This is a genomic window from Lactobacillus helsingborgensis, from assembly GCF_003173695.1.
In the GTDB taxonomy this organism is placed as follows: Bacteria; Bacillota; Bacilli; order Lactobacillales; family Lactobacillaceae; genus Lactobacillus; species Lactobacillus helsingborgensis.
In genome coordinates this window covers 1234741-1252547 of record NZ_CP029544.1, presented here as the reverse complement: position 1 = coordinate 1252547, position 17807 = coordinate 1234741, and the positions used below count along the sequence as shown (strand labels likewise).

The 17807-nt window shown below is 36.7% G+C and carries 15 protein-coding genes, 1 tRNA gene and 1 other annotated feature; of the genes, 12 read left to right on the top strand and 4 right to left on the bottom strand.

The features are described from left to right. Positions 1-48: 48 nt before the first annotated feature. Positions 49-711 (bottom strand): phosphatase PAP2 family protein, encoded by a 663-nt coding sequence (locus DLD54_RS05920; protein ID WP_109918583.1) that lies wholly within the window; start codon positions 709-711, stop codon positions 49-51. Between the two features lie 56 nt (positions 712-767). Further along, positions 768-960 (top strand) — a binding site (T-box leader). Between the two features lie 35 nt (positions 961-995). On the opposite strand from DLD54_RS05920, the gene leuS reads away from it, so the two are divergent. Further along, entirely contained in the window at positions 996-3410 is a 2415-nt protein-coding gene (leuS, locus tag DLD54_RS05915) for a leucine--tRNA ligase (RefSeq protein WP_109918582.1), read from the top strand. Between the two features lie 95 nt (positions 3411-3505). Continuing rightward, positions 3506-5149: a putative polysaccharide biosynthesis protein gene (locus DLD54_RS05910; RefSeq protein ID WP_109918581.1), complete on the top strand. Its 1644-nt coding sequence runs from the start codon at positions 3506-3508 to the stop codon at positions 5147-5149. A gap of 122 nt (positions 5150-5271) precedes the next feature. On the opposite strand, the gene DLD54_RS05905 is transcribed toward DLD54_RS05910, so the two are convergent. Further along, complete coding sequence (locus tag DLD54_RS05905) at positions 5272-5496, bottom strand: PspC domain-containing protein (protein ID WP_038523398.1); 225 nt, start codon at positions 5494-5496, stop codon at positions 5272-5274. A gap of 328 nt (positions 5497-5824) precedes the next feature. Further along, a tRNA-Leu gene (locus DLD54_RS05900) sits at positions 5825-5908 on the bottom strand. 155 nt (positions 5909-6063) lie between these two features. On the opposite strand from DLD54_RS05900, the gene DLD54_RS05895 reads away from it, so the two are divergent. The 8 genes from DLD54_RS05895 (at position 6064) to DLD54_RS08915 (ending at position 13303) form a co-directional block, all read left to right on the top strand. Beyond that, complete coding sequence (locus DLD54_RS05895) at positions 6064-7293, top strand: serine hydrolase (RefSeq protein WP_109919014.1); 1230 nt, start codon at positions 6064-6066, stop codon at positions 7291-7293. Between the two features lie 2 nt (positions 7294-7295). Beyond that, positions 7296-8138 (top strand): NAD(P)H-hydrate dehydratase, encoded by an 843-nt coding sequence (locus tag DLD54_RS05890; protein WP_109918580.1) that lies wholly within the window; start codon positions 7296-7298, stop codon positions 8136-8138. A gap of 42 nt (positions 8139-8180) precedes the next feature. Beyond that, on the top strand, positions 8181-8825 hold the full coding sequence (locus DLD54_RS05885) for a L,D-transpeptidase (protein WP_109918579.1): 645 nt from the start codon (positions 8181-8183) through the stop codon (positions 8823-8825). A 255-nt stretch (positions 8826-9080) separates the two neighbouring features. Then, the gene (gene argS, locus DLD54_RS05880; protein ID WP_109918578.1) at positions 9081-10766 is read left to right on the top strand and encodes an arginine--tRNA ligase; all 1686 of its coding nucleotides are present in this window, start codon (positions 9081-9083) and stop codon (positions 10764-10766) included. 98 nt (positions 10767-10864) lie between these two features. Further along, entirely contained in the window at positions 10865-11779 is a 915-nt protein-coding gene (gene fba, locus DLD54_RS05875) for a class II fructose-1,6-bisphosphate aldolase (RefSeq protein WP_038523383.1), read from the top strand. 192 nt (positions 11780-11971) lie between these two features. Next, positions 11972-12841 carry an aldo/keto reductase gene (locus DLD54_RS05870; protein ID WP_199692040.1) on the top strand — a complete coding sequence of 290 codons (870 nt, stop codon included), beginning with the start codon at positions 11972-11974 and terminating at the stop codon, positions 12839-12841. Positions 12842-12944: 103 nt separating this feature from the next. After that, a complete protein-coding gene (locus DLD54_RS05865; protein ID WP_109918576.1) occupies positions 12945-13136 on the top strand; it encodes a hypothetical protein in 192 nt (63 codons plus the stop codon). Positions 13137-13174: 38 nt separating this feature from the next. Continuing rightward, positions 13175-13303: a hypothetical protein gene (locus DLD54_RS08915; protein WP_255409535.1), complete on the top strand. Its 129-nt coding sequence runs from the start codon at positions 13175-13177 to the stop codon at positions 13301-13303. A gap of 64 nt (positions 13304-13367) precedes the next feature. Here the strand turns inward: DLD54_RS08915 and DLD54_RS05860 are convergent, their stop codons facing one another. After that, positions 13368-14744 (bottom strand): serine hydrolase domain-containing protein, encoded by a 1377-nt coding sequence (locus DLD54_RS05860; RefSeq protein WP_109918575.1) that lies wholly within the window; start codon positions 14742-14744, stop codon positions 13368-13370. Between the two features lie 177 nt (positions 14745-14921). Here DLD54_RS05860 and DLD54_RS05855 point away from each other — a divergent pair, with 177 nt between their 5' ends. Both DLD54_RS05855 and DLD54_RS05850 read left to right on the top strand, forming a co-directional pair. Then, positions 14922-16688 (top strand): oligopeptide ABC transporter substrate-binding protein, encoded by a 1767-nt coding sequence (locus DLD54_RS05855; RefSeq protein WP_109918574.1) that lies wholly within the window; start codon positions 14922-14924, stop codon positions 16686-16688. Between the two features lie 20 nt (positions 16689-16708). Further along, a complete protein-coding gene (locus DLD54_RS05850) occupies positions 16709-17623 on the top strand; it encodes a proline-specific peptidase family protein (protein ID WP_109918573.1) in 915 nt (304 codons plus the stop codon). Positions 17624-17807: the final 184 nt, after the last annotated feature.

Sequence of the window (17807 nt, the reverse complement as noted above, 5' to 3'; positions counted from 1 at the left end):
TCTGACTACAAAAAAAGTTCAAACTACTAAAAGTTTGAACTTTTTGTTTTAAACTAAACTGTTTTCTTGTGCGCGCATTTCTAAATAATAGTGATATAAGAAGGAGTAGCCGATTAGTAAGAATGCAATCCCTTCTAAAAAGCCGCCAACTACATCTGAAGGATAGTGTACGTGGCTAAAAATCCTTGTATATCCGATTAATATGGGAAAGCAGGCCCAAACAATGCATAACACAGTTTTGGCCGCTTTATTTTTTATTAATAAAATTGTTAAAACAATTAAAATTCCAAATAAAGTAGCACTGCCAACAGAATGTCCAGAAGGAAAACTATAACCGTGTGCTGCAACTAGATGATGCGTGAAAGGCCTGTGACGAGCAATAGCATGTTTAATAATCCAATTATAACCGTTGGCAGCAATCATCGTTCCGGCTGTAAAAAACGCATAGGCAAACTTTTTAAAAAGTGCTAAGACGATTACCAGCAAAATGGTTTCAACCATAATCACATTTGTATTGCCCAGATTAGTAAAAACAGTAGCAAATTTGATAAGTATTGGATTATTGTTGCAGATAATATTGATTACAGTCCGGTCAAATTCATGAATAAACTGGTTTTCTGAAGCAACTAGAATTGCCCATGCAGCATATAAAATTAAGAATATGGTGGCGGGTATTATGGTATCTCTTTTTGTTTGAATTGTTTTGTTCAAAAACTTTCTCCCCTTGTTTTTTTTAGCATTTGTGGTAAATTATAATCATTATTGGTCAAAAAGGAAAGATCAGGAATTAGTAGTAATTTTGTTTTTCTATAGAGAAGAGTCGGTTGGTGCAAGACTTGAAAAACAAGTTATGAACTGAGCCTGAAGACAAGTCTATCGTTAGCTATCCGCGTTAAGGGGCGTGAGTGTCACACTTTTTAGTGTGGAACTTAGGTGGTACCGCGATTATTCGTCCTATGAATTGTTTCATAGGGCTTTTTTTATGAGGTGAAAATATGTACAATCACAAAGTCGTTGAAAAAAAGTGGCAGGATTATTGGGAAAAAAATCAAACATTTAAAACTAGCACTGATTCTAAAAAGAAAAATTATTATGTTCTAGACATGTTTCCTTTTCCATCTGGTAAAGGGTTGCATGTTGGACACCCTGAAGGTTACACAGCAACTGACATTGTTGCACGGATGAAACGCAGTCAGGGCTATAATGTTCTTCACCCAATGGGGTGGGATGCGTTTGGTCTGCCAACCGAGCAGTATGCGCTGCAGACTGGTCAGGATCCAGCTGTTGTTACTAAGGAAAACATTGCTAATTTCAAAAGACAACTTAATAAATTGGGTTTTTCTTACGATTGGAATAGAGAGCTGACAACCTGCGATCCCAAATACTACAAGTGGACGCAATGGACATTTGAACAAATGTATAAAAACGGCTTGGCTTATGAAGCAGAAGCGCCAGTTAATTGGTCACCTGATTTAGGCACCGTTGTCGCTAATGAAGATATAGTAGACGGTAAGACTGAACGTGGTGGTTACCCGATATATCGTCGTAATATGAAGCAGTGGATGCTTAGAATTACCAAATATGCTGATCGTCTGCTAGCAGGTTTAGACAATCTTGATTGGCCAGAAAATATTAAGGAGATGCAAAGAAACTGGATTGGCCGCTCGGTAGGTGCCCAAATCACTTTTAAAGTTAAAGATTCTACAGAGACCTTTGACGTTTTCAGTACGCGGCCAGACACTCTTTTTGGGGCAACTTATGCAGTTTTAGCACCTGAAAATAAATTAGTCTCAAAAATTATGACTGCTGGTCATAAAGATGAAGTTAACGCTTATATTAAACAAATTGAATCTAAATCCGACCTTGAAAGAACAGATTTAAACAAAACCAAAACCGGTGTGTTCACTGGGGCTTATGCAATTAATCCAGTAAATAACGAAGAAATTCCAATTTGGATTGCTGACTATGTTCTTGCTAGCTATGGTACTGGCGCGGTAATGGCTGTACCGGCCCATGATACGCGTGATTATGAGTTCGCTCGGAAATTCAATTTGCCTATTAAGGCTGTAATTAAGGGTGGAGATATTGCTCAAGAAGCATATACCGGTGAAGGTCCGCACATTAATTCCGATTTCTTAAATGGTCTTAATATTGAAGATGCCAAGAAAAAAATTGTGGCTTGGCTAGAAGAACATCACGCTGGAGAACAAAAGGTTAATTACAAATTGCGTGACTGGGAGTTCAGTCGTCAGCGCTACTGGGGTGAACCAATTCCTGTAATTCACTGGGAAGATGGAGAAACAACTTTAGTTCCCGAAGATGAACTGCCACTTGTTTTGCCTCATGCCACTGATATCAAGCCATCCGGTACTCCTGAAAGTCCATTGGTTAACTTGAAGGATTGGGTAAATGTAGTTGACAAGAATGGCCGCAAAGGTAAACGTGAAACGAACACTATGCCTAACTGGGCTGGGTCTTCTTGGTACTTCTTACGCTTTGTTGACCCGCACAATGATAATAAACTGGCTGATTATGAATTACTGCAGAAATGGATGCCGGTTGACCTCTACATTGGTGGTGCTGAACATGCCGTTAGACACCTGCTTTACGCTAGATTTTGGAATATGGTCCTTTATGACTTGGGTGTTGTACCAAATGAGGAACCTTTCCAAAGACTTTACAATCAAGGGCTTATTCTCAAGGATCATGACAAAATGTCTAAATCAAAGGGCAATGTTGTTAACCCGGATGATGTGATTGACGAATATGGTGCAGATAGCCTGAGAATGTATGAAATGTTTATGGGACCGCTTGATGCCTCGATTGATTGGGATGATAATGGTCCAGCTTCTACAAAGAAATTTTTAGACAGAGTTTGGCGCTTATTTGTTAACGATTTAGACTTAAAGTCAATACCTCAAGAAAATATCGTTGATGAAAATGATGGTACTTTAGATAAAATTTATAACGAAACTGTTAAAAAAGTTACCGAAGATTTTGATGATCTGCACTTTAATACGGCAATTTCACAATTGATGGTCTTTATTAATGCTGCTCAAAAGGCTAAAACAATTCCTAAAGAATATGCCGAAGGCTTTATTACGCTTTTAGCTCCGATTGCTCCTCACATGATGGAAGAAATTTGGCAAATATTTGGTCACGAAGAATCAGTTACATTTGCCAAATGGCCATCCTATGATCCAGCTAAGTTGGTAGAAACTACTGTTGAAATAATGGTTCAAGTCAATGGTAAGTTACGAGGAAACTTTAAAGCTGCAAAGGATATGGCTCAAGAAGAAGTTAAGAAACAAGCTTTGTCCTTACCTCACGTTCAAAAATTCTTAAGCGGCAAAGAAATTAAAAAAGTCATTGTTGTACCTAATAAAATAGTCAATATTGTAGCCAAATAAAGTTAATTTTTCCTAAAGTGCAAAGTATATTTGTTGTTAATTGCCTTTTTTCATTCACAATAATATAGTTAGTAAATAAGATTTAGGGAATATTAATGAGAGAAAATAATTCAGCAGAACAAAATACGCAAAACACTTTTATTAAAGGCAGTGCGTGGATGACTTTTGGGTCTATTACTTCACGTATTTTAGGTGCCCTCTATATAATTCCGTGGTTTTATTGGATGTCACCTTACGGTAATATTGCTAACGCTCTGACTGCAAGAAGTTACAACATCTACAGTATTTTTATCTTAATTTCTACTGCGGGAATTCCTGGTGCTGTTGCCAAGCAGGTAGCAAAATATAATGCACTTAATGAATATGGCGTTGGTCGTAAACTGTTTCATCGCGGCCTAATTCTTATGGTGATTTTAGGAATTATTTCAGCAGGGATCATGTACCTTGCTTCGCCTTTTTTAGCCTCTAACGGTGCCCAAGTTGATCCTAGACAGGTAAAAGTAATGCGCAGCCTATCGTATGCCATTTTAATTATTCCTGTATTGAGCATCATGAGGGGTTATTTTCAGGGCTATGAAGATATGATGCCGTCTGCAATTTCCCAGTTTGTCGAGCAGCTAGCCCGTGTTATTTGGATGCTGCTGACTGCATACGTGATTATGCAGGTGCAGCACGGCAATTTTGTGGATGCTGTAGTGCAGTCCAACTTTGCAGCTGCAATTGGTGCGATTTTTGGTATTGCTATTTTAGCGTGGTTTTTGTTTTCCAGAAAAACCATGCTTGACGAATTGGTAGAAAATTCCGACAATGAAATTCAGGTTTCAACTTCGGCCTTATTTGTTGAAATCATTGCCCAAGCTATTCCATTTATTATTATTGATGCTGGCATTCAGCTTTTCTATCTCGTAGATCAATATACTTTCCATCCAATGATTGCTAATTTAATTACTGCAAGCAATAATACTATTGAAACTTGGTATGCTTTGTTTGCACTTAATGCTAATAAGTTGATCATGATTATTGTATCTTTAGCTAGTGCGATGGCAGTAACTGCAATACCGCTATTATCAGCAGCTCATACGAAACATGATTTTCACGCAATTTCGGATCAAATAGGTAATACATTAGATTTGTTCTTATTTGTCATGATACCGGCTGCTTTTGGGATGGCAGCAATTTCTACCCCGGTTTACACTATTTTTTATGGCTACGACCAATTAGGTTCAAATGTACTGTACCTTTCTTCTTTTACTGCTATTTCTTTGGGGTTATTTACTGTATTGATGGCTATTTTACAGGGCTTATCAGAAAATACGTTGGCAATAAAATATTTGGTTTTAGGGCTAATTATCAAAATTCTGATGCAATATCCAATGATTTATCTCTTTAAAGTTTATGGACCTCTGCTGGCAACTAACTTGGGCATGTTGGTAATTATCTTTATGGCGCTGAAGCATCTTAAAATCGGCTATAATTTTAATCAAAATCGGACTAGACGGCGTTTTATTGGCATTACCGCCTTTTCAGTAATGATGTTCATATTAGTCTTAGCTTTAGAAAGGGCATTAGAACTTTTCTTAAGTCCAAAGAGTAGTTTGCAATCGTTAGTAATTGTCCTGCTTTCAGTAATTGCTGGATGTTTATTTTACGCCTTTGCTGCAATAAAATCTGAACTTGCACAAAAGATTTTAGGAGAAAAGATCGTACCTCTTTTAGAAAAATTGCATATTCATGCATAACAAAGAGCGTTATTATCATATTTGATAATAACGCTCTTTGTTTGCAAAAATGGTTTAAAAACATTTCTGCGCGCCCTTGCCAAGGAACTATATTGTACTAGATAAATTTTTAAATCTCAATGTTAACGGTGGTGAAATTCACCCGCAGGAGTATCATCATGACGATTTTTGTCAGGCATTACAATTGCAGCGACCAGATATAAAAGTAAACCCGCAATATTTGTGAACAATATTAAAAACGCTCCGCCAATTCTGGTCCAAGCTTTATCCCAGCCGAAATACTCAGCAACTCCGCCTAAAACGCCAAATAAAACTCTATCATCTGATTTTGTTAACCGCTTTTGCACGCTAATTCCCCCTTTGCTTTTAAAGCACAATACATCTTGCCTATATAGTAAGATGTAGTTATTGCTAGATAAAAACGATTATTGTACCTTTCGAGAAGTAATTTGATATGATCAGAATAAACTTATTTTTTAAAAAAGCAAATTAATGATGTTTTTTTAAACGCCAGCTAATAACATTAATTCAATATCCACTTCGTTTGTGATAAATCAAAATGATTTTATCTGGCTACAGGATATTAGAAATCAGGATTGAGCTAAATAATTTTTCAATTTTATCCAACTTTAAGTGCAAAAAAAGCTAATCCAGCAGGATTAGCTTATAAAATTATGCCCCGAAAAAGATTCGAACTTTCACTTAGTTACCTAAACAGCGACCTGAACGCTGCGCGTCTGCCAATTCCGCCATCGGGGCATGTCATTTTTAACACAGTAATAATCATACCAAAAATTTGGTAAAATGTAAGCATAAATAGAAAAATATTCAAAAAAATTCTGGAAAGGGAGTTTTATTACTTGAAGCATAAAGTTAAAGCACTCATACTTATATTTATTAGCTTATTTTTGCTAATGGCACCGGTAAACACTGTTGCTGCAGCCAAAAAGGCCCCTGATAATTATGATCAAGACAAAGTAGCAATTGATGCTAAAGCCGCAATTGCTATAGATAGTAAGACCGGACAGGTTTTATATGGCAAAAATATTAATCAGCCTTTACCTATAGCTTCAATGACTAAGCTTATTACTGCTTATCTGACACTTAAAGCAATAGATGAGAACAAAATCAATTGGGATACCAGGGTCACACCCACAAGGCAGATTTTTGCTGTTGCCAGCAACAGAGAATATTCTAACGTTCCACTGCGCATGAAGCACACTTATACGATTAGACAGCTATATCAAGCTACATTGATCGAATCAGCTAATGGGGCGGCAATGATGCTGGCACAGGCAATAAGTGGCTCACAGACGGCTTTTGTAAGACAAATGCGTCGCCAATTGCAAAAATGGGATATTAAAGATGGTCGTATTTATACTACCTGCGGTTTACCTAATAAAAGTGTTGGAAGTGACGCTTACCCGGGTGCAGGTAAAAATGCCGAAAATATGTTGTCGGCCAAAGATATGGCTTTAGTAGGACTTCATTTGCTGCAAGACTACCCTAATGTAATTAATACTACCAAAATAGCTAAGTTGAACTTTGTAGATCAGGATTTCGCAACACCCATGAGTAATTTTAATTGGATGTTGAAAGGAATGCCGCAGTATCGTAAAAGATTAAAAATAGATGGTTTAAAAACAGGAACTACTGACGCAGCAGGTGCGTGTTTTATCGCAACTGCTAAACATAAAGGTGGTCGATTAATCACAGTAGTGTTAGGAGCTAAACACGAAACCAATACAGACCCGGCCCGTTTTATTCAAACTGCCAAATTATTAGACTATGTTTATCAAAATTATCAACCATTAAAATTTAAGCGTAATGAAGTCATTATTGGCAAAACCAATATGGCTGTTCATAATGGTCAAGCAAGGCAAATCAATATTGGTATGAAAAATGACAGCTTGATTTGGGTACCGCAAAATGGTCAGAAATTTACGATTGAATTGGCTGTGAAACAGATTGAAGCGCCAATTAAGTCGGGCCAAAAAGTTAATTCATATATTTTTAAAAAAGGCAATCAGAAAATAATCTCATTACTTAATCCTGCAGGATTACTTTTGCCGGCTCAAGCCTTACAATCAACTAATAAAGTAAATATCTTTGTCCGTTTCTGGCGCTGGTTATTTGGAGGTTAAAAATGAGCACAATTACAGAAAGCATTTTGCCAGAAGTCATTAAAAAAAGACCAAGTGATTCTCATAAAGGCAATTATGGCAGAATCCTTTTAATAGGTGGAAGTGAAAACTATGGCGGTGCGATTATTATGGCGGCTGAAGGTGCACTTAACAGTGGAGCAGGACTGATTTCTGTGGCCACTCATGCTGTGAACCTCGATGCACTTCACGCTCGCGATCCAGAAATTATGTTTGTTGACTGGCGTGACCGAAATTTAGTAAAATTGATCCCGCAAATGGATGTGATTGTTTGTGGTCCGGGTTTAGGCGTTGGTTCTGTTGCTCATACAATTATGACCATTCTCAATCAAAGTATTTCTGCAAAGCAAACTTTAATTTTAGATGCAAATGCTTTGACCTTTATTGGACAAGAGCCAGAATTAATTCCGCAAACTGCTGGCTTAGTCGTTATAACGCCACACCAGATGGAATGGCAACGCTTAAGTCAAATTAGAATACCGTATCAAACTGACAGTGCCAATGTGGATGCGCTAAAAAGGATTTTTCCTACGCAAAATGCAATTTTGGTTTTAAAATCCAATCACACCCACGTTTATTCCAAGTCTGAGCCAGCTTTCGTTAATCCTATTGGTAATCCAGGTATGGCAACAGGTGGTATGGGCGATACCTTGGCTGGTATCATAGGCGGATTTACAGCACAGTTTGGTGGTAATATCAACTCTGTTTTAGCTGCAGTTTATATCCATTCTTTAGCTGGTGACCAATTGGCGAAAAATAATTATGTTGTTCGTCCTACAGAAATTAGTGCGTTATTGCCCAAACTGATGAGGCATTATGCCAATTAGTGCTTATTTTGCAATTATTATGGTTGAGGAGAAAAATTTAACATGAAAAACAGTTTATTAAAAACATTGACAGCTTTTTGTGTTCTTTTAATCTGTGCGATCAGCTTGGCTCGAATATCTATGCCTTCTCAGATAACAGAGGAACATAAAACAACAAATAAGAAAACTGCTGTCATAAAAACTGCAGCTTCTTTTCGCCCGTATCAAGATCCCAAAGACCTGCGTGCTCCTTTTAACTGGAAAAAGCCCAGCGAAACTAAACCATATCCCAAAATTAAGCATCTTGAAAATGATTTGACTATCAGAGTTTCTCTTAAAGGTAATCGCGTTTATATTCTGCGCAATGGCAAGAGGATATATACCATGATTGCGAGTGCTGGACTCTTTAAAAAAGGCAAATCTTTAACTCCAGTTGGAACTTTTAAAATCAAAAATGACCGTGGCGATTCCTTTTACAACCCCGATTTAAATGAGGGTGCCAATAATTGGACTAGTTGGGACAAACATAATGTTTATTTATTTCACTCGGTACCAACAAAAAATAACGGTAAATACAATGTTAAAGAAGCAGAAAAGCTGGGAGTGAAACCTGCTTCTCATGGTTGCGTCAGGTTGAGTGTTCCTGACTCGCGCTGGCTGGTAGAAAAAATTCCCGCCGGTACAAAAGTAATTGTCAAAAATAACTGAAATAGTTGGCGCAAACGATATTTCCTGTTATAATCATTTTTTGAAAGTGGTTAGAAGTAGTAGACATTTTTTTGAACAAGCGAACCCGAGTTGATGTGAGTCGGGTCAAAAAGATGGTTGAAGGCGTGTCTAACTGATTAATTAATAAATTAAACAAAGCGGATACTTTGTATCAACAAGAGTGGTACCGCGGGTAAAAACTCGTCTCTTCCTTTATCCTAAGGAAGGGACTTTTTTTGTCATTAGGAGGCTGAAATGGATTTTAAAGATAAAGTTGTTGACTTGATAGCAGCACAGGTCGATTTACCTAAAAATAAAATTAGTTCATTAATTGAACGACCAAAAAACGAAAAAATGGGAGACTATGCCTTTCCTGCATTCGCTTTAGCAAAAGTGATGCACCAAAACCCTGCTGCTATTGCTCAAGATATAGCAAGTAATATTGAGAGTCCTGACTTTGCCGAGATTAAGGCTGTTGGCCCTTATGTTAACTTTTCTATTAATCATAGTAAGTTGATTTCCCAAACACTTGCAGAAATTTTATCAGAAAAAGAGCATTATGGTGATCAAAAATTAGGCCAAGGCAATGTTCCAATTGATATGTCCAGTCCGAATATTGCCAAACCAATGTCAATGGGACACTTGCGTTCTACAGTAATTGGCAATTCCATTGCGAAAACATTGGAAAAAGTTGGTTATTCACCAATAAAAATCAACTATTTAGGTGATTACGGCACACAATTTGGCAAATTAATTGCCGCGTATAAGCACTGGGGCGTCGAAGAAGATGTTAAAAAAGACCCCATCATGAATTTATTTAAATACTACGTAAAATTCCATGAAGAAGCTGAAAAACATCCAGAACTTGATGACGAAGGCCGTGCTTGGTTTAAAAAACTGGAAGACGGCGATCCAGAAGCAGTAAAACTATGGCAATGGTTCCGTGATGTTTCTTTAGCTGATTTTAAACGTATTTACAAGGAACTGGGAGTAACCTTTGATTCTTATAAGGGTGAAGCGTTCTTTAACGATAAAATGCAGCCTGTGATTGATGAACTAAAGGAAAAGGGTCTTTTGCATGAATCACGCGGTGCACAAGTTGTTGATATGGGTGAAGATGAAAATCCTGCCATAATTGTTAAGTCTGACGGCAGTAGTATTTATTTAACGCGTGATTTAGCAGCCGCGATTTACCGGATGAAAACTTACCACTTCGTCAAAATGCTTTATGTGGTTGGTAATGAACAGTCACAGCATTTTGTGGAATTAAAGACTGTTTTGAAAAAAATGGGTTATGATTGGGCTGATGAAATCCATCACGTTCCTTTCGGTTTAATTACCCAAAACGGCAAAAAATTGTCTACGAGAAAAGGCAATGTGGTCTTTCTTGATCAAGTGTTACAAGATTCCGTTAAACTTGCTCAAAAGCAAATTGAGCAAAAAAATCCCGATTTGGCTAATAAAGATCAGGTTGCCCATGACGTTGGCGTTGGCGCAGTTATTTTTCATGATTTAAAAAATGAAAGAACCGAAAACTTTGACTTTGATCTGGACGAAGTTGTGCGCTTTGAAGGTGATACTGGTCCTTATGTCCAATATACCAATGCACGTGCACAAAGCGTTTTACGTAAAGCTTTGACGCAAGGTCATGAGCCACAACTCTCAGATATAAATATTGATGATGATTGGTCCTTTGGCGTTGCCAAGTCTTTAGCCGATTTCCCACGGATTATTGCACGCAGTGGTGCTAAATTCGAACCATCTGTTATTGCAAAGTATGCTCTTGATTTAGCTAAAAAATTCAATAAGTACTATGCTAATGTCAAAGTTTTAGTTGATGACGCTCAAATTGGTGGGCGATTAGCACTGGTACAGGCCACTTCAATTGTTTTAACTGAGGCTTTACGTCTATTAGGAGTCAATGCTCCTAAAGAAATGTAAAAAATGTTAAATAATAGCGTTTACATCAAATAAAAGATTGTTCAATGTTTAATTAATACGATACAATATGACTGTAAGTTTAATAGGAGGTATTTTTAATGGCATATTTAGATAATGGTAACCAAATCTTTAAAGATGCTCGTAAAAACCATTATGCAGTAGGTGCTTATAACACTAATAACTTGGAATGGACTCGTGCAATTTTGCAAGCTGCTGAGGAAACAAGAACCCCAGTTTTAATCCAAGTATCAATGGGTGCAGCTAAATACATGGGTGGCTATAAGGTTGCTAAGGATTTAGTTGAAGATGAAATTGATGCAATGGATATTTCAGTTCCAGTTGTATTGAACTTAGACCACGGTGATTTTGAAGCTGCTAAGGAATGTATTGCACTTGGCTATTCATCAGTTATGTTTGATGGTCACGCTTTATCTACTGAAGAAAACTTGGCTAAGACTAAGGAAATTGTTAAGTTAGCCCATGAACGTGGCATCTCAGTTGAAGCTGAAATTGGTAAAATTGGTGAAAATCAAGGCGCTGAAGGTGGCGAACTTGCTTCTGTTGAAGATGCAAAAGCTTTTGCTGCTGCTGGTGTTGACAAGCTTGCTTGTGGTATTGGTAACATCCATGGTGTTTACCCTGCTGATTGGAAAGGCTTAAACTTTGACCGCTTAAAGGAAATTGCTGATGCAGTTTCTGTACCACTAGTTTTACACGGTGGTTCAGGTATTCCTGAAGACCAAGTTAAGAAAGCTATTTCTCTTGGAATTTCTAAAGTTAACATCAACACTGAATTCCAATTAGCTTTCCAAGCTGCTACTCGTAAGTACTTTGAAGCCCACAAGGATGAAGACAAGGACAACAAGGGTTATGACCCTCGTAAGCTTCTTCTTCCTGGTACTGAAGCAATTACAGCTTCAATGAAGGAAATGATCACTTGGCTTGGTACTCCATCAATTGATGACAAGATTAAGTCAGCTGGTTTTGACAAGAGTTCATTGAACTTAGAATAATTAGTAAATAATATTAACATTGGAGCAATCGCAAAAAGATTGCTCTTTTTTGTTAGCAACTTTTTCAGAAATTTTAATAGCTAGTATTAATTATTTGCACAGTACCACTAAAAAATTAAAAAAATAAAAATAGTTTGACTTAAAGTTGAATTTAAGCGTTATACTCAAGAAAAAGATGAATGGAGGCAAATTATGATTTTTGATAAAGTATTGAATCTATCTAATGGCGTAGAAATTCCCCAATTAGCTTTTGGCACATGGAAAATTCCAGACAATGAAGTTTCTGCCGCTGTCGAAAACGCGTTAGCAATTGGCTATCGTCATATTGACACTGCTCAGGCTTACCATAATGAAGCTGGAGTTGGCGAGGGAATAAGAAAATCTGGAGTTAAGCGCGAGCAAATTTTTGTGAATTCGAAAGTTGAAGCAGAAATTAAGGATTATGCTAATGCTAAAAAATCAATTGATGAAACTCTTTTACGCATGAAACTAGACTATTTGGACATGATGATCATTCATAATCCACAGCCCTGGATAGAAGTTAACCAGTCTGATGACCGCCACTTTGAGGGTAATCTGGAAGCATGGCGTGCTCTAGAAGAAGCAATGAAGGCCGGCAAACTACGTGCAATTGGCGTTTCCAGCTTTCAACCAGAAGACTTAAACAATTTAATTGCTAATAGTGACGTTAAACCAATGGTTAATCAAATTTTGTGCCATATTGGTGCAACGCCAAAGCCCTTAATTGATTTTTGTCAGCAAAATGGTATTGTAGTTGAGTCATTTTCACCTGTTGCTCACGGTGAAGCTCTCAATAATGAAGCCATTAAAAAGATGGCTGCTAAGTATCAGGTGTCGGTTGCTCAATTGTGTATCCGTTATGATTGGCAATTAAACACCGTTGTCTTACCTAAATCAACTAATCCAGTTCACATGAAAGAAAACTCAGAACTAAATTTTGTGATTAATGATGAGGACATGAAAACTCTGGAGGCTGTTAAAACCTTTGACTACGGTTCATCCAGTCATTTTCCAGTATTTGGTGGCAAGAGAGAGAAGTAGTTTTAGTAACATTTAAATAAAATAACAAGAAGACTATCAATGCGGCTTTTGCAAGTAGCTGATACATAGTCTTTTTTGTTTATTTAATATTTAAAAGGCAAAAATGTTAATAAATGTTGGCTATGATAAATTTGAAATGGCTAACTTAGGCTACAGCCTTGTTCATACAAGTTGTGGCGGCGTTGAACTTTTATATCAAAAATTCCTAGATGATATGAAAGACACAGTGAACGATAACATCAAAAACTTTAAAAATTCGATCTTGGTTGAAGTTGTACAGATGATCCTACTTTAGATCCTAATATTAGCCTGAATTTTATTAAAACGTGTCACATGGCTAATGTTGATTCTTTTACCGTTTCAGGTGCTAATCACACTTTTAACGTTGAAACAGGTGATTTTACGAAGTTAAATGAAGTTATTGGTAAAGTTGTCCCGTGGATTAGCGCACATATCAAATAAAAAACCAGCTTTGATTAAAGCTGGTTAATAGTAATTCTAAAGCTTAGCTTCGCAGTTAAGCTTTTTATTTTACTTTATTGAATTCAGTTGGCTTATTTAGTGCTGGCTCTGTTAAGAGTAAAATCTGGTCTTGTTGGAATGCAATTGGTAAAAGTTGATGTTGATATAATCTTACTTCAACAAACATCTTACCATCTTCATTAACAATTACCGGGTATTCCTTTTTACCGATAGTAACCATTAAGTTACCATCATTTTCACTCAAAGTTATTAAACCATAGCCCGGATTGTGATAGTCGCCTAGTTGGTCTTTGTTAGCTTTAACCTTTTGTGGTGCGTCTCCCATAAGGCTGCTAATCTTTTGTTCACGCTTTGCTATTTTTTGGTCCACAGCCTTTTTGACTTTTGCTGTCCAATCCGTTTCATTTATTCCTAGAGCATTGTCAATGGTTTGATATGCTAATGCAAAGATAGCATCCGTTGAATCCATATTAGTGGTTGAAACAAAAGCCAAATCGAGATCGGGAACAAAGCCCATAAAAGAACAATACCCAATATATGAACCACTGTGATAAAAGTATTTATGACCGCGGTAATCTTCCATCATCATGCCTAAGCCGTAGGCGCCAAAATTAGCGCCACCGTATTCACGGCTTGGCGACATGATGGACTGTGGCAAGAAGTGTTCAGCCATAGCATTATTTTTACTTTCTTTTTGCAATTTTAACTGGTACTTCGCCCATGAAAGCAGATCAGAAATTGTTGAAAGCATGCTGCTGGCACCGCCAACTTTTCCTGGTGCTATAAAAGGAACTTCTTTGGTGATGTTATTGTCGCCAATATAAGGTTTAACTATCTTTTCCCTTGGTGCTTCGTGATGATTAATGTAGGTATGATTTAAATTTAATGGTTCTAACAAATGACTGCGTTCGTATTTGCCGTAATCTTGACCAATGGCCTGCTCAAAGGCATAGGTAGCAACGGCATAAATTAAATTACTGTATTGCATTTTATACCGCAGTTCATGATTCGGCTCTAAATGACCAATGTGTTCTGCTTTTTCTTTTAAAGTTAAATCATGTTTATTCATATTGGTGAACCGCATCAGATCATGCGCTGGCAAGCCGCTTTGATGACTTAATGCATCACGCCATGTTAAATGGTCTTGAGCGTATTGGTCAACCAGTTTAAAGTCAGGCCAGTATTTCTTAAGTGGCTCATCTACACTAATTTGACCAGAATCAGCTAATTGACAAACAGCAGTGGCAAAAAAGGTCTTTGAAATTGAAGCTAAAGGATACAAACTGTCCTGTTCGGCTTCACCATAAACATGGCTAAAACTTTCACCATTGTGATACACGCCAATTCCTAAACTGGGTAATCTAAATGTGTTGCTCACTTTTTGAGCTAAATCAGCAATTGTTTGCTTATTCATATTCATTATCTAACTCTTTTCATATTTATTTTTTCCATAATAAAATTATACAGAAACATTTGCTTTTTTACACTAAATAAAAGTTCTCTTAAATAGTTCTTCAAAATATATGATGATAGAATTTGACATTAATGATAAATTTATTAATAATATAAGTAAAACATAATGAAATGAGTGATTTTTATGAAAAAAAGAAGTAAATTCGCTTCTGCTGGTATTTTGTGCCTTGCTGCCTTAACACTAGCGGCTTGTGCTAAAAATGCTAACAATAGTGATGATACCAAAACAGTAAAAAAATTTACTGTTGAGACGCCTAAAAAAAGTATTAAAAATAGCGGAACTGTAAAAGTTGCCGTTGTCGCAGATACTCCATTTTCAGGTATTTTTTCGCAAGAACTTTCCTCTGAAGATGTAGACTCAATGGTTGCAGCTCCCGGTCAAGAAACTTTATTTGATAGTGATGATCAATATGGTGTCACTAATAAAGGTCCAGCTACACGTAAATTAGACCCTAAGAAAAAGACGATCACAATCAATATAAAAAAAGGGGTTAAATGGTCTGATGGCAAACAAGTAGTAGCCAAAGATTTCGAATATGCATATGAGATTTTGGCTAACAAAGATACGGCTTGTCCGCGATATAGCAGTCAGTTTGAAGTATTAAGGGGACTAAAAGAATACCACGAAGGTAAAGCTAAAACAATTTCTGGAATTGAAATGCCTGATGGAGAAAATGGCCGTAAAATTGTTTTACACTGCTCAGCTTTAAATCCAAGTATGTCAAATGCAGGCAGCCGTTCACTTTGGGAAGCAGTTGAACCCTATCATTATTTGAAAGATGTTCCTTTCGCAAAATTAAAATCTTCTGATAAGATTAGGAAAAATCCGTTATTTTTCGGACCGTTTAAGATGGAGAAACTAGTTAGAGGACAATCTGTAACGTGGGTACCGAACAAATACTACTGGAGAGGGAAACCAAAATTAGATAAAGTTGTTATTTCAGTAGTATCTTCTAATTCTGCCTCTCAAGCAATTAAAAGTAATAAATTTGATATTATTCCTGTAATTAACACCCAGTGGCCACAAATTAAAACTACCAAAAACGTGAACTTCATTGCTCAAATTCCAATTGCTTATCATTATTTGGGTTTTAAAGTAGGAAAATGGGATGCTAATAAGAGCAAGAATGTCATGAATTCTAATGCTAAGATGAATAATAAGGCCTTAAGGCAGGCAATAGGTTACGCTATGAATGTTGATGCGGTCAATAAGCGTTATACGTATGGCTTAACGTTTAGAGTCAAAACTTTAGTCCCAGAAAAGTTTGGTGATTACTTTGATAAAACTGAAAAAGGGTATAATTACGATTTAAAAAAGGCAAATCAGATTCTAGATAAAGCGGGTTATAAAAAGAAAGGAAAGTGGCGCGTTCAGCCTAACGGAAAACCTCTCGTAATTCGCTTTGCTGCTATGAGTGGAGATACTACGCAAGAGCCAATAGTTCAAAACTATTTACAGCAATGGCATAAAGTTGGACTTAATGTCCAATTAGCCACAGGTCGCTTAATTGAACACAATTCTTTCTACGATAAATTACAACATGATAATAAAGATATTGACATGTATCTCGCTGGTTGGTCAACACCAACTGAGCCTTCGCCCCATCCATATTATAGTGAATCAGCACCCTTTAACATGACAAGGTTTGTAACTGCAAAAAACAACGAGCTTTTGAATGAAATAAATTCTCAAAAGGCTTTTAATCATGATTATCGGGTTAAAAAATTTCATGAATGGCAAAGATATATGAATGAGGAGGCTTATGTTATCCCAGTTGATAATTCTTATCAGATCTTTGCTGTTAATGACAAGATTTCTGGCTATTCGCTTAAGCCGTCAAAACAAAACAATAGTCATCCTTTATGGAATGAAGTAGGTTTTATTAAATAGAAAGAAGCTGTAAATTTTTAATGAGAACTGGAACAAAAATTATCACTTTAGATAATGGCTATCATTTGTGGACAAGTACTCAAGGTGAAGGTGATATTCATTTATTAACGCTTCACGGAGGTCCAGGAGGAAATCATGAATATTGGGAAGACGCCGCTGACCAATTAGCAAAGCAGGGACTGCATGTTCAAGTTACTATGTATGATCAATTAGGCTCACTTTATTCAGATCAACCGGATTATGATGATCCTAAAATTGCAGCCAAATACCTAACTTATGAATATTTTCTTGACGAAGTTGATGAAGTTCGCGCTAAGCTTGGTCTTGATAATTGCTACTTAATTGGACAAAGCTGGGGTGGCTTACTTGCACAAGAATATGCTGTTAAATATGGTCAGCACTTAAAAGGCACGATTATTTCTTCAATGGTTGATGATACTGATGACTATATTGAGTCAATTAACCGTCGTAGACAAGAAATTTTTCCCCAATCAGAAATAGACTTTATGCGTGAATGTGAAGAAAACAACGACTATGACAATAAACGTTACCAAGAGGATGTTCAAATATTAAACATTAATTTTCTTGATCGGCGACAGCCATGTAAGCTATATCATATTAAACGTATCGGTGGTTTGCCTGTTTACCATGCCTTTCAAGGTGATAATGAATTTGTAGTAACAGGTAAATTAAAAGATTGGCATTTTAGAAAGTACTTAAAGCAAATAAAAATGCCGACCCTTTTGACTTTTGGCGAAGAAGATACTATGCCTTTGGAAACCGCAAAGATTATGCAACGTGAAATTCCTAATTCACGCTTAGTTATTACACCGAATGCTGGACATCATCACATGGTCGATAATCCTGAAGTTTACTATAAGCACGTAGCAGATTTTATTCGTGAAGTAGAAGCTGGTACTTTCGTGGGTGATTAAATTGCTAAAATTTAGTGCAAATAGTAAGCCTTGCGATTTTTAATGGTTTTAGGTGTTAGTTATTCAGGTGAAAATTGTGTTTTATGATACTGCTTTGACTGATTTTAGAAACTACTAAACAAGCAATCATGGCATATACTAAATTTTAAATTGTTAGATATAATATCTCCGAATTAACAAAAAA